Raw genomic sequence first — 14162 nt, 5'->3', positions numbered from 1 at the left:
AACTTAGGGGGTTGTTCAGAGACTCCCAAGATTATTGAGAATTATCCAAAACATGGCTGAAACCGCTAACCTTCAACGCTTTACACTGATCGTAGTCTTAGCGATAACCAGCTCATTCGCGCCATTGTCGGTAGATTTTTTTGCGCCCTCTATGCCAAATGCAACACGGGATTTGGCGGTTTCGACGGAAGCGATTCAAAACACACTTTATCTGTTTTTTATTGGTTACGGGCTTGCGCCTTTCCTCTGGGGGTTGCTTGCAGATCGACTTGGTAGACGCAGGGTGATGTTAACCGGAATATTCGTTTACTGCACGGCCTCTATCGGCTGCTATCTTTCATCAGGGATTTTTGAGTTATCCATTCTCAGGCTGATGCAGGGCATAGGTGCCGCTTGCGGAGTGGTGGTTGCACGCGCAGTACTGAGGGACATACATGGACCCACGGGAGCGACCAAAGCGATTTCCGGTATGTTTCTTATTATGGTTTGGGTACCCATTTTAGGGCCCATCTTGGGGGGTTATTTGGCTACCCATTTTAGTTGGCGGAGCAGTTTTTTGATTATGACACTGACCGCTGGGATTACGATGTTGGGCTGTTTTCTGTGGCAATCTGAAACCCGCCCGGAAAGGGGATGCTCAGATAGGCAGCAACCGAAAAATAACTGGTACTTGGTATTAGCAAATCCAGCCTTTGTTAGACACGCGCTGGCTAACATGTTTTGCGTGGGTACCATGCTTTTATTTATTTCTAATTACAGCTACCTTGCCGAACAGCATTATCAGCTCTCGGCTAGCGCAAATGGTTATGTTCTGGCCGCCTTTAATGCGAGCATTTCTGTCGGCGTTTATCTGGTGCGATGGCTTGCGCCACGGTTGGGGGTCGAGCGAACAATCTACATTGGGTTATGGGTGGCGCTGGCTGGTTGGTCAATGCTCTGGGTGCTCTGTTTTAAGTCCATTCCAGGAGCGATACTTATTTTGTTACCGGTTGTGCTGGCCTGCCTTGGTACCGGTATGGTACTTAGCCTGTCTGTTGGGCAGGCACTGGTTCCCTTTGCTTATGCTGCAGGCGCGGCATCTGCACTTTTTGTTTGCGTGCAGTCGGCCGGTTCATCATTGATTAGTTATTTGGCAACACATTCTTCCGATAGCACTTTATCCGCAATAACAACAGTCTTGCTTATCTGTTCAGCGTTAGCCTTGTTTAGCATGAAATTTATTAATAGCGCAGTAAAACCATGATGACAAACTCAGTGGAAACCGTGGAACGGCCAAATTGCTAACTATGACTGTACTTATTTAAAGGTGAGATACAGCAAAAAAGTTTTTAAATCAGTGTCCTACAGGAGATTAGGCTATGGCGACAATATTAATTACTGGTGGTAACAGCGGGTTGGGGCTGGCGAGTACCCTTGCATTTGCACGTAATGGTGACCAGGTCTATGCCACCGTACGCGACCCAAACAAAGCAGCAGCGCTTCGACAAATCTCCGATCAAGAACAACTGCATATTCAAATTAAAACATTGGATGTCACACAACCAGCTACTTTCGCAGCGTTAGTCCAAAGTATCGTTGAAAAAACTGGGGGTATTGATGTGTTGGTTAATAACGCCGGTATTCTGCGGGCTGGTGCGCTTGAAGACCTTTCTGAAGATGCAATCCGGGAAGTCATGGAGACGAATTTTTTTGGACCAATGCTGTTAACCCGACAGGTATTGCCACAAATGCGCAAGCAACGCAGTGGTTACATTATCATGATCAGTTCCCTGTCCGGTGTTGCAGGGCTAGCCGGCGACGTTGCTTATACGGGCAGCAAATTTGCGTTAGAGGGAGCGACAGAGGCTTTGCGTCACGAGATAGACCGCTGGGGAATTAAAGTGGCGTTGGTAGAGGGTGGCTTATATGCAACCAATATCTTTAGCCCCAATTTATCTCAAAATGCGCTGTTGCCTGAGGGGTACCCACAAAACTCGCCTTACCGACCTTTAATAGAATCCAAATTAAAAGGGGTCCAGGAACGGATTGCTGATGCTTTGGAGCCAAGTATCGTCGGGGATTTGTTGGTAAAAATCGCCAACTCTGATGGTAGTCAGTTACGCTGGCCAGCGGATGATGTGGCAAAAATGGTGATTGGCGCAGTATTTGGCCATAGCGATGCGGATAGGGATATGTTTTTACGTGGCGCGGCCAATGCTGATTGGTGGAGCGAAGGTAAAAACAGCCCTACCGAGTAGATAAAATACCAATAGATTTTCTAACGAGGAGAGAAACAAATGGTAGTGCGACTAGCTCACCTGTGTATTGAGTCGAATAATTTGGAAGCCACCGAAACATTTTATGGATATCTTGGGATAAAGCGTCAGTTTGAATTCCGCAATAAACAAAATGAACTGATCGGTATGTATTTGAACTTTGGTAACGATACCTACTTTGAAATTATCAAGGTGAAAAAGCCGAGAGAAGAAGGGATTATCCGGCATTTTGCAATAGAGGTTGAGGATGTGGCGGCTGTGCGCGAAACCCTTCTAAAGCAGGGTGTAAAGGTAACTGAAAAGCGTCTCGGCGGTGATAATGCCTGGATGGTAACCTGCCACGACCCCAACGGTATATTTATCGAGTTCCATGAATACACTGAAAACAGTATGCAGAAAGTTGGTGGTACTTGCATTATTGATTATCACCCATAACACATTATCGAGGTTTTTCGTTTATGCCAAAACGTATTATCTTTCCGCAGAAAGGACAGGTTGTTTTAGAGGACTTTAGTTTGCCGCCGATGGGGGCAGGAGATATCCGAGTTCGCACTCTCTATAGTCTGATGAGCATCGGCACCGAGAACATCATCCTTCAGCAAAAATATGCGCCAGACACACACTTTGCAAAAATGTTCTCTTTCCCACAGCTAAAGACGGGGGTTCAGGCAGTTGCTGAAGTACAGGCGGTTGGCGAAGATGTCTCGGATTTTCAGCCGGGTGACCATATTTATATGCGCAAGGCACACGGCTCTCACCAAGTGGTTCCTGCCGCCAATTGTTCTCTGATACCAGAAGGCGTTGATCTTAAATCCGCCTGTTGGGCGGGGTTGGCGAAAACGGCATTTCGCGCTGCATGGGCCGGTCGCTTCGAGCTTGGTCAACAGCTTTTGATTATTGGCGCTGGGCCTGTAGGGCAGATGGCCGTGCGCTGGGCGGCTGTATCCGGGGTGGAAATGATTGCTGTGGTTGATCTTTGTGAGGAACGGTTAAAGCATGCGGAAAATGGTGGTGCAACACGGTTGTTTAAAGGGCAAGTATCACAGATGCTTGAAGAGATAAGAGCATTGAATGGTGGTAACGGCCCATCTCTGGTGGTCGATGTCACTGGGAATGCCGAGGTATTTAAGCAGGCGTTAGCGGCAACCGGGCGCTTTGGCAAGGTGATCCTATTAGGGGACAGTGGCTATCCGGCCGAGCAATGTTTGAGTTCGGATGTCATGGTGAAAGGGCTAACCATTCAGGCGACCCATGATAGTCATGACCGCGATGGCTGGACTCAGCGGCGTGTCGATGAGTTGTTTTTTAATTTAGTGCGGCGCAATCAATTCTCCTTATCCAGTTTAATAACACATGAGTTTCTACCGATAGATTGTGAGCAAGCCTACGATCTGGCGAACCGGCACAGAGATCAGACAATGGGGATTTTGTTTGATTGGCATCAGGCGAACTATGTCTAACAACCTCTACAGCATAAAGATAAAACGGGATGATACCTATGGCACTCACTGAAGTGAGCGAGCAACAAGTTGCGATAATAACAGGTGCAGGGTCGGGTATTGGCAGGGCCTGTGCTTTACGTTTTGCTAAAGCAGGGTATCAGGTTCTGGTTGCTGATTTAGATGAAGCGGCAGCAAAAGATAGTTGCCGTGAAATCACCTCACTAGGCGGCACAGCGATCAGTCATGTAACTGACGTGACAAGTTGGCAAAGCTGTGAGTCTATGGCTGAGCGGGCGCTTTCCGAGTGGCGACAAATTGATGCGTTAGTTGCCAATGCCGGTGTCCAAATAGGCGGCAGTTTGCTTGATTCAAAGGAGGCCGACTGGGACAAAATTCTGGGGGTAAACCTCAAAGGCGTGGCTTATTGCTGTAAGGCCGTGCTGCCGAGCATGATTCGGCAAGGCAGCGGTGCCATCGTCATAAACTCCTCGATTAATGCTTTGGTTGGTACGGCGGGAATGGCTATCTACGATATGAGTAAAGCAGGAGTGCTGGCTTTGGCTCGTAGCCTCGCCGTAGCGCATGGCCTCCAGGGAGTGAGAGTCAACGCCGTATGCCCAGGAAACACCATCACAGATTTTCATATCAATAATATGGCGAAACGGGGGATTACAGTTGACCAGCTACGTGAAATGACCCAGGGGTATGCGCTGCTTGGGCGCGCGGCGGAACCTATGGAAATTGCGAATGCGATCCATTTTCTGGCCAGCGACGAAGCCTCTTTTATTACCGGCCAAGCAATTTGTGTCGATGGCGGTTTTTCGGTAACAGGTAGAGGTTAAATTGTATGATTTCAGACAACAACATTCGCTGGGGTATTTTGGGTACAGGCGGCATGGCTCACAATTTTGCGGAGGCGCTAATGGAAGTTGAAGATGCTCAGCTCATCGCTATCGCATCGCGCTCGCAAAGCTCTGCTGAACAGTTCGGCGACCAGTTCAGCATTCCGCTGCGCTATGCCGGCTACGAAAAACTGATTACGGGAAATGAAGTGGAAGTGGTTTATATCGCCACGCCACATTCGCAGCACAAAGATCTGAGTATCCGTTGTCTGCAAGCAGGCAAAGCGGTTTTGTGTGAGAAGCCATTTACGCTTAATCTGCAGCAGGCGCAGGAAGTCATATCTCTGGCAAATGAAAAAAAACTTTTTCTCATGGAAGCGATGTGGACGCGTTGCTTACCTGCCATAACGAAACTAAATGAACTGTTGTCGCAGCAAGTTATCGGGGATGTGCAAATCATGCTGGCGGGTGGCGCCTATATGCCGGATTTTGATGAGGATTACTATCTATTCAATCCTGATCTAGGCGGTGGAATATTGTTAGATGCTGGTGTTTATTTAGTCTCCATGGCTTCGATGATTTTTGGGCCGCCTACAAAAATTCTGGCCGCCGGAGAACTCGGGAAAACCGGTGTGGACGAGCATGATGGAGTCCTGCTGACGCATGCAAAAGGAGAGATTGCTAACCTCTATGTTTCTCATCGCGCGAAAGCATCACCTGATTTAACCTTACTTGGCAACAAAGGAAAAATATACCTTCATCCTCCTGTTTTTTGTCCTTCAAAGATAACTGTCAGTGAAGAAGGCAAGGCGGACAAGGTGTTTGATTTTGCAGAAACGGGTAGTGGTTATCGTCATGAGATTATTGAAGTTAACCGATGTTTGAGGCAGGGGAAAATTGAAAGTGATTTAATGCCCCTTAACGAAAGCTTAACGATCATGCGGACCATGGATGAAATTCGCAGGCAGATTGGGCTTCGGTATCCTGGTGAGACAGCGTAAGAGAGCTATGCTGTCACCATTGCAGCTTAATCAATCCTCAGGCTGCTTAGCGATTTCATCTTCAATAATCGTACGATTTTGATCCAATAACTCAAGCGTAACGGTGCGTGCTTTTTTGGCATCACTGGCGGCAATCGCCCAGGCAATTTTGCGATGCCGTTCTAGGTTGTCTGATGCGGCGGAAGGGTGGTGGGCTACCACGCTGAAGTTAATCTTTAAAAAAGCCGTAATGGCATTTCTCATATTAGCTAAAACTGCATTATGCGTTGCCATTAATATGGCATCGTGGAAGCCGATATCGGCAGCCATGTAATCTTCAAAGTTGTTTTCTTTAACGCTCTTTTCCATACTTTCGTAGGCGGACATGATTTGCGATATATCGTGCCGTTCTGCACGCATGGCAGCCAATTCAGCTGCTTCAGGTTCGATAATGCGGCGCATTTCCGTAAGATCCAGTATGAATTTTGGTGAATTGATTTTACAACTTGCGTACCAGGACAATACATCAGGATCAAGCATGTTCCAGTCTTCCCGAGGTCTGACTTTAGTGCCACTTCTTGGTGCGGTTGACAGAAGACCTTTGCCAGCAAGCACTTTAACCGCTTCGCGCAATGCATTTCGACCAACACCGAGTATGGCCGCAAGCTCTGGCTCAATGGGGAGAGTATCGCCCGAATCATAGTCTCCAGAAATAATTTGCTTACCCAGACTCTGTACGACATAGGGCACCTGTCGGCGTGAATTGGGTTTTGGTTGTGTCTGCATGATGACGAATCCTTGAGGTGTCGGTAAAAAACGGTATCGACAATTAATTATGGGATTAATGATATAGTAACTTTTTGAGTGACGCCATTTGTTTCATGAAATAAGCGCCAATTCTAGCAATCTTGCCGATACGGTTTTGCCTATTCAATCGGTCTTAACTTCAAGTTTTGCGTAAACCCGCATAATTTTTTAGAGACTATTTTTTAAATAATCCCATTAAAAGAGCTTTTCAGGTATTGAATTTATTTAGAATATAGTGATAATATTGCTCCAGGTTTATGATTACGCGCCTTTGGTGGGCTGGTCTTCAAGAAATTTCACTTTTTGAATCCTCCACTAAAATCATCCCATATATTCAAAAAGAAAGCAGTTTACCTATAATTTTTATCCGTGGTGGGTCGAGCTGCTGTTATTAAAGGGTTAATTAAGTGAAAATCGTAGATGCAAAAGTTATATTGACCTGCCCCGGTCGCAACTTTATTACCTTAAAAATTCTTACCGATGAAGGCTTGTACGGCATTGGCGATGCAACGCTAAATGGACGTGAGCTGGCTGTTGCCTCCTACCTTAAGGATCACGTTATTCCCTGTCTGCTAGGCAGAGATGCAAGGCAGATAGAAGATATCTGGCAGTATTTATATCGCGGCTGCTATTGGCGTAAAGGCCCAGTTACCATGAGCGCAATCGCTGCCGTGGATACGGCTCTTTGGGATATTAAAGCCAAGGCAGCCAACATGCCCCTATATCAGTTGTTAGGTGGCAAAAGTCGAGACGGCGTTATGGTGTACGGCCATGCTAATGGCGTTGATATAGGAGAAACCACTGAAGAGGTGAGCAAGTATATTGAGTTGGGGTATAAGGCTATCCGGGCCCAAACGGGGGTGCCTGGTTTGGGATCCACTTATGGCGTCTCACAGGACAAAATGTACTATGAGCCAGCAGATGGAGCGCTACCAACGGAAAATATCTGGTCTACCGAAAAATACCTAGATCATGTGCCCAAACTGTTTAGTCGATTAAGAGAGGAGTTTGGGTATGAGCCGCATTTACTACACGATGTTCATCATCGTTTAACGCCGATCGAAGCCGCTCGGCTGGGTAAATCTCTCGAGGAATATCGCCTGTTCTGGCTAGAGGATGCCACACCAGCCGAAAATCAGGAAGCTTTTCGTCTCATCAGACAGCACACGATGACGCCTTTAGCGGTTGGGGAAATCTTCAATACGATCTGGGATTGTAAAAACCTAATTCAGGAACAGTTAATTGACTATATCCGCACTACGGTAGTTCATGCCGGTGGTATCACCCATCTCAGGCGGATTGCAGATTTCGCTTCGTTATATCAAGTGCGCACCGGCTGTCATGGCGCCACCGACCTATCACCGATTTGCATGGGGGCCGCATTACACTTTGATACCTGGGTACCCAATTTCGGCATTCAGGAATACATGCGTCACACCGAGCAAACGGATGAGGTATTTCCTCATTGCTACAGCTTTAAAGACGGTTATCTATACCCAGGTGAATCAGTAGGGCATGGCGTCGATATTAACGAAGAGTTGGCCGCAAAATACCCTTACCAACGCGCATACCTGCCAGTGAACCGTTTAATGGACGGCACCATGTGGAATTGGTAAACCCAAAATTAAGACGAAAATCTAAAAATACTAGAGGTAGTTGATGTCTGATTATGACGTGATTATTGCAGGAGGAGGGCACAACGCCCTAATTTGCGCCTCTCTGCTAGTAAAAAATGGCCTAAAAGTACTGGTCGCCGAGCGCAATGAATGGGTCGGTGGCGGCGTATTAACCCGCGAACTGACTTTGCCCGGCTATAAGCATGACCCCTTCGGATCATCCCATGTCTGGATTCATCTCAACCCTGATTTTAAAGAGCTTTTACCCGAATTTGAAAAGCATGGCCTCAAGTATATCTGGTCAGAGGATGCGATTACTGGTCACCCAAATAAGTACGAAGGTCAGGGTATTGTTGTTTACAAAAGCGTCGACAAAACCTGTGACACCATCGCTGAATACTCGAAAAAAGATGCCGTTCGTTATAAAGAGATTTACGAAGAATTTGGAGAGATTCAGGATGGTGTGGTTAAGGGCATGTTCGCCCCACCAGCACCGCCAAGCTATATGTACCAGGCTATGGAAAACAGCCCGGAAGGTTTGAAACGATTACGTGATTACCAGTTGAGCTCACGTCAATTTACCTTGGAAAATTTTGAAAACGAGCATGTGCGTGCCTTTATTTTAGGCTGGGCCATGGCTCCGCAAACCCTGCCTGATCAGCTCGGTACGGCGGCTGGCTTCTACGTCATGATTCCCAGTATTCACTATTACGGGCAATCTATTCCAGAGGGTGGTAGTGGCATGCTTTCAGTGGCAATGCAGCGTTATATAGAAGCCAATGGCAGTAAGGTTTTAACCAATGCAACCGTCCGTAAATTCATTATTGAAGGTGATACCTGTATCGGTTTTCGGCTGGAGGATGGCACGGAAATTACCGCTAAGCAGGGTGTGGTGAGTGCCCTCGACCCCTATCAAACCTATTTACATGGCTTCGAGGAAGGGCAGCTTCCCAATGATTTCACTAAGATGGTGAGGAACTTTCAGTTCGGTAATGTCACCATTGCTCGAGTGCATTATGCGTTAAATGAAGCCCCGAATTTTAAAGGCCATCCCGATATCAACAAAACCGCATTTCAGCGTATTTTTGGCAATGTTGCGGATATTGATCGGCAGTACAGTGAAATGGCCCAAGGTCTGGCACCTTCCGACCCTTTTTTGTGGACGGCAGCATGGAGCACCATGGATCCAACACGCGCCCCTGAGGGAAAACATACTTTAATTATGGATACTTTCGTGCCGGTTGACCTTACCAGCGGAGAAAATTGGGAAGAAATCGCACCGAGTTATATACGTAACACTTTATTGAAACAATTGCGCAATTACACCACTAATATGAGTGATGACAATATTCTTGGCGAATACGTTGAAAGTGGGCCCAGCCTAGCACGCGCCAACCTGTGTTTTTATAAAGGCGTCACTACCGGCGGTGAACGTACCTTGGCACAAATGGGCTCTTTCCGGCCATTCCCTAACTATTCCGATTACCGCGGCCCTTTTAAAAATCTTTATATGACCGGTCCGTCCTGTCATCCCGGTGGTGGTATCTGCGGCATGGGTACCATTGCCGCCAATGAGATTTTAGCGGACATGGGTTTGAAGGATGAAGACGATAAATTTGATTTTTAGTCATCAGGTTTCGTCTGATGATAAGTAATAAAGCGTAGACCGGTCCCTCCGATTGGTTGGGTGGGGTGGTTTGATAAATCCTTGAGCCACCTCATCCGATCAATTTTTTCTCGGAGAACAATGAATTGAGCATTTATCAGCTGAAAAGTTAATAAATTGATACGAAGTTAAACACAGTTAATAGGTGAAACACATGAGAAAACGAATCGAACCATACACCGCGCTGATCATACAGCCGGAAGTTACCGTTGCGAAAGATATGGCGGACGTCAGGAAGAATCTGGATCGAGTCTGCAACCTGATCCACTTTGGCGTCGGTTATTTTTGGGAAGTACCGGTTCGTTTGGTGGTATTGCCTGAGTATTTTATGCAGGGTGTAGGTACACCGGGCAAAGGCGAAAGCGGTATCGCCGATCAAATGAAGAAAGCGATTACTGTGCCGGGTCCTGAAATTGATATTTTGGGTGATATTGCCAAAGAGTATGGGCTCTACATCTGTGCTGGCGGCGTTGTTGAGCAGGTGCCTGAATTTCCGGACCGATGGTTTAATGCCAATATCATTGTCGGCCCAACGGGAGAGGTCATTCTTAAATATCACAAATGGCACATTCCAGCGACAGTCGGGTTGGGGACTAGCCCACATGACATTTTCGACGAATACTGTGAAAAACTTGGCGGCGATATCAAAGACCTGTTCCCGGTTGTTGATACCGATATCGGCAAGCTCGGCACCATGACCTGCCATGATGGCTGTACCCCGGAAGTATCGCGCGCACTGGGTTACAACGGTGTCGAGGTGATTTGTCACCCAGGTGCAATCCAGGAGGTGGAAGGGGTGTCTCAACCCTGGGATTTCTGGATGTTTACACGGCGAGCCAGAGCGCACGACAACATGGCCTACGTGCTGGGCTCTAACTGGGGTTCCGTGAATTACGAGTATTACCCCAAAGCCTTTTGTCCGGGGCATTCCTTTGCCATCGACTACACCGGCATGGTGCTGAGGGAAGCACCCTATCCAGCAGAGCAAGTGCTGGCAGTAACCATCGATATTGAAGCGTTACGTCACTATCGCTCGCGCACCAACCACAACACCTGGGTTGATGTGCGCACGGAAGGTTTTAAACAAATTTATGAAAACCCAATCTATCCGGCAAATCAATTCCCCTCTGGCAAGCCACCGCGCACATTGTCCGACAAAATAGATCTTTGCAAAGGCGTTTTTGACGACCTCTATGGTCGCGGGCAATTTACACCGCCAGCGGGTTACGAACCGGAAGAAATGTCAAAACTGTTGCAGGATCGGATAGATTACGCCCAAAAAACCGGTCGCTTGCGCAAGAGTTAGGAATGAGGAATTAGAATGAAAGTCAAAAGCAAACTGGCGGATATCGATTTTCAGTTTGGTGCCTTTGAATATAAAAAGGATCATCTGATTATCCACAGCGCTCCCGAGCAAAGGATGCAAACCAAGGTGTATGTCAGCCCTGATGATGTCGTGTCGGCGGCTGGGAAAGCGCTATCCAATCCCAGGGTATGGCTGTATTTAATAGGCTTCCCGTTTTTCCTGATCCGTTACCGCAAAAGGAAGAAAGCCAAGTTGGCAGCAAAGAAGCAGGGTGCCTGAGCGCATCGACTGAGAGATAAATTTTAAGAGGTGAGTATGACACAAATGACGGGCGCACAAGCCATCATTAAATCGTTACGTAACAATGGTGTTGATACGGTTTTTGGGTTACCGGGTGGTCAGTTAGATCATCTATTCGATGCCATGTACAAAGAAGGCGATGGCATACACCTCATCCACTCACGCCATGAGCAAGGCGTCGCTTATATGGCTTACGGCTATGCCAAATCGACCGGTAAGGTCGGTGTTTATACTGTCGTGCCCGGTCCGGGACTGTTAAATTCTACGGGCGCGCTGTGTACCGCTTGGGGCAACTATTCGCCGGTATTATGCGTATCGGGACAAATCCCTTCGACAGGCATTGGCAAAGGTTATGGTGATCTGCACGAGATCAATGATCAGTTAGGTATGATCCGTCATATCACCAAATGGGCTTCAAGTATTGATCATCCCGCGCAAACACCCGATATTATTCAGGAAGCGTTCAAACAATTGACCACCGGGTGTCCTCAGCCCGTCGAAGTGGAAATGCCGATGGATATTATGGGAATGCAATCCGAGGTTGAGTTACTTCCTGCCAAAACGGATTACCCGAAGCCGCCCATCGACTCAAGCCTGATTGATCAGGCAGTTGAAATGCTGACGAAAGCAAAGAAGCCCATGATCGTCATCGGCTCCGGCGCGCTCGAGGCCAGCGAACCGCTGCTTGCCGTAGCACAAGCACTGCAAGCTCCGGTAATGGCATGTCGTAGCGGTAAGGGTGTTATTTCATCTGAACATTATTTAAGTGCGAACTTCCCCATGGGACATCGACTCTGGGGCGAAGCCGATGCCGTGTTAGCGATCGGGACACGCCTGCACTGGCCGTTAGTGATGTGGGGCAAAGATGACGATCTTAAACTTATTCGCGTGGATATTGATCCGAAGCAAATACAGCGTATTTGCACACCAGAAGTAGGCATTGTTGGTGACGCAGCAGAAGTGCTCAAAGCCATTAGCACCGCACTCCAGAGTAAAGGACACCAGAGTGTTTCGCGTGAAGTCGAGCTCGCTGCGCTTAAGGCTGAAATTGACGCGGAAATTCGCGCCAAAGTAGGTCCGCAAATGGGTTACCTGGACGTGATTCGCGAAGAGCTGCCAAGAGATGGCATATTTGTCGATGAAGTCACTCAGGTTGGCTTTGTATCCTGGTATGGTTTTCCGGTTTACCAGCCGCGACAGCATATCAGCGCAGGTTACCAGGGTACGTTGGGCTATGGCTATGCAACAGCACTGGGGGTTATGGCGGGCAACATGGATAAAAAAGTGATTCAGGTCAGCGGTGATGGCGGCTTTATGTTCACCATGCAGGAGCTGGCAACGGCGGTACAATATCAGTTGCCACTGGTGACCATCATTTTCAATGACGGCCGTTTCACTAATGTACAGCGACAGCAAAAAGAGTGGTTCGATGGTCGAGTGATATGCTCCGACCTGCATAACCCTGATTTTGTAAAAATGGCAGAAAGTTTCGGTGCCGCAGGGTTTTCAGCCCATGATCCGGAAAGTTTAAGATCCGCTATCCGTAACGCCTTTGAGCAGAATGGCCCATCAATCATTGATGTTAAGGTTGATGAGTTTTTCCCGGCACCTTGGCCATTTTTGATGATGCCTCAAAATCGCAAATATTTGTGCAAGTAATATCAATACTATGGTCCCGTATAACAACGACATCACTACGAGGATGTCATTTGAAAATCATCCTCCATGACTTTTTCAATACCCGTTTGTTGGGTGTTATCAGCGATAGCAATTTAGTAATCCTACCGCTGATCAGGGCCGTTGTGTGGTTGAACAAGTAATGATTTTTTATAACAGAGAGGATTGAATGAGTTATCCGCAACCCAAACCTGGCGTATTAAAAATAGGCCGTTATGTTCAAGGACAAAGTGAAATTGCCGGTATTGAAAACCCTATAAAGTTATCCTCCAACGAATCTTCTGCTGGTCCCAGCCCCGCTGCTGTGGAGGCTTATCAACGTGCCGGGCAGCAGCTAAACCGTTATCCCGATGGGGCACAAACCCGCCTACGCCGGGCAATTGCTGACGTATATAATCTTGATGTTGAGCGGATAATCTGTGGTAATGGCTCTGATGAACTATTAGCGCTCTTTATTCGTGCCTATGCGGGTGAGGGAGATCAGGTATTATTGAGTGAAAATGGCTTTGTTATGTGCCGTATACACGCGACTGGGCAGGGTTCAGAAGTGGTAATCGCTCCCGAACGAAATTATCTTATCGACGTGGATGCGCTTTTGGACCGGGTCACCGATAAAACCCGTGTTGTCATTATTGCCAGCCCTAATAATCCTACAGGCACTTACCTGCCAAGTGACGAATTAAAGCGTTTACACGAGGGTTTGCCCAAAGATGTGCTGTTCATTATTGACGGTGCTTACGCTGAATACGTGATGCGTGACGACTATGAAGATGGATTGGCGTTAGTTGATAAGTTTGAAAATATCGTGGTCACACGTACCTTTTCAAAAATCTATGGGTTACCTTCGCTACGTATTGGCTGGGCCTATTGCCCTGAAAAAGTGGTTGATGCAGTGCAGCGTATCAGAACACCCTTTAATACCAATGGCCCGGCACTAGCTGCGGCCGCAGCTGCCGTTAAGGATACTGTCTATACCAAGCAACTCTGTGAGCAAAATGCTCACTGGTTAGAGCGTATTGCAAGTTGTCTCTCTGAACTGGGCTTATTTGTTGTGCCCAGCGTGACTAACTTCTATTTGATTCGTTTCCCCGGCAGTCAGAATAAAACTGCCCAGGGTGCAGCGGCCTATTTGCAAAGCCAAGGTATCATCCCTCGACCTGTTGGTGGAGAAGGCGATAATCATCTACGTATTACCGTAGGTTTAGATCATGAAAATGAAGCGGTCTTACAGGCACTAACTGAGTATATGCAATCATAACCAGGCGAATCAG

Annotated in this window: 13 protein-coding genes; 12 read left to right on the top strand and 1 reads right to left on the bottom strand. The window is 47.4% G+C overall.

Annotated elements, in window-relative coordinates:
• Positions 1-52 precede the first annotated feature (52 nt).
• The 6 genes from H6995_07365 to H6995_07340 all read left to right on the top strand — a co-directional run bounded on the left by H6995_07365 (position 53) and on the right by H6995_07340 (position 5540).
• Positions 53-1243, top strand: coding sequence for a multidrug effflux MFS transporter (locus tag H6995_07365; GenBank protein ID MCP5214809.1), 1191 nt, complete (start codon positions 53-55; stop codon positions 1241-1243).
• A gap of 115 nt (positions 1244-1358) precedes the next feature.
• Positions 1359-2237 carry an SDR family oxidoreductase gene (locus tag H6995_07360; protein MCP5214808.1) on the top strand — a complete coding sequence of 293 codons (879 nt, stop codon included), beginning with the start codon at positions 1359-1361 and terminating at the stop codon, positions 2235-2237.
• Between the two features lie 39 nt (positions 2238-2276).
• Positions 2277-2690 carry a VOC family protein gene (locus H6995_07355; GenBank protein ID MCP5214807.1) on the top strand — a complete coding sequence of 138 codons (414 nt, stop codon included), beginning with the start codon at positions 2277-2279 and terminating at the stop codon, positions 2688-2690.
• 23 nt (positions 2691-2713) lie between these two features.
• Positions 2714-3715, top strand: coding sequence for a zinc-binding alcohol dehydrogenase (locus H6995_07350; protein ID MCP5214806.1), 1002 nt, complete (start codon positions 2714-2716; stop codon positions 3713-3715).
• A gap of 38 nt (positions 3716-3753) precedes the next feature.
• Entirely contained in the window at positions 3754-4539 is a 786-nt protein-coding gene (locus H6995_07345; GenBank protein MCP5214805.1) for an SDR family oxidoreductase, read from the top strand.
• A gap of 5 nt (positions 4540-4544) precedes the next feature.
• Positions 4545-5540 carry a Gfo/Idh/MocA family oxidoreductase gene (locus H6995_07340; GenBank protein MCP5214804.1) on the top strand — a complete coding sequence of 332 codons (996 nt, stop codon included), beginning with the start codon at positions 4545-4547 and terminating at the stop codon, positions 5538-5540.
• A 30-nt stretch (positions 5541-5570) separates the two neighbouring features.
• Here the strand turns inward: H6995_07340 and H6995_07335 are convergent, their stop codons facing one another.
• Positions 5571-6305, bottom strand: a complete 735-nt coding sequence (locus H6995_07335) for a FadR family transcriptional regulator (GenBank protein MCP5214803.1) — start codon at positions 6303-6305, stop codon at positions 5571-5573.
• A 428-nt stretch (positions 6306-6733) separates the two neighbouring features.
• On the opposite strand from H6995_07335, the gene H6995_07330 reads away from it, so the two are divergent.
• From H6995_07330 to H6995_07305, 6 genes are all read left to right on the top strand, one after another.
• Positions 6734-7942, top strand: a complete 1209-nt coding sequence (locus H6995_07330) for a D-galactonate dehydratase family protein (GenBank protein MCP5214802.1) — start codon at positions 6734-6736, stop codon at positions 7940-7942.
• Between the two features lie 43 nt (positions 7943-7985).
• Positions 7986-9569: an NAD(P)/FAD-dependent oxidoreductase gene (locus tag H6995_07325; protein MCP5214801.1), complete on the top strand. Its 1584-nt coding sequence runs from the start codon at positions 7986-7988 to the stop codon at positions 9567-9569.
• Positions 9570-9762: 193 nt separating this feature from the next.
• Positions 9763-10914 (top strand): nitrilase, encoded by a 1152-nt coding sequence (locus H6995_07320; protein ID MCP5214800.1) that lies wholly within the window; start codon positions 9763-9765, stop codon positions 10912-10914.
• Between the two features lie 15 nt (positions 10915-10929).
• Entirely contained in the window at positions 10930-11193 is a 264-nt protein-coding gene (locus H6995_07315) for a hypothetical protein (GenBank protein ID MCP5214799.1), read from the top strand.
• A gap of 36 nt (positions 11194-11229) precedes the next feature.
• Positions 11230-12873, top strand: coding sequence for a hypothetical protein (locus H6995_07310; GenBank protein MCP5214798.1), 1644 nt, complete (start codon positions 11230-11232; stop codon positions 12871-12873).
• 187 nt (positions 12874-13060) lie between these two features.
• Positions 13061-14149, top strand: a complete 1089-nt coding sequence (locus H6995_07305) for a histidinol-phosphate transaminase (protein ID MCP5214797.1) — start codon at positions 13061-13063, stop codon at positions 14147-14149.
• Positions 14150-14162 lie beyond the last annotated feature (13 nt).

It is taken from the genome of Pseudomonadales bacterium, assembly GCA_024234615.1.
GTDB lineage: Bacteria > Pseudomonadota > Gammaproteobacteria > Pseudomonadales > IMCC2047 > JAJFKB01.
This window is presented reverse-complemented; position numbering and strand designations above follow the sequence as displayed.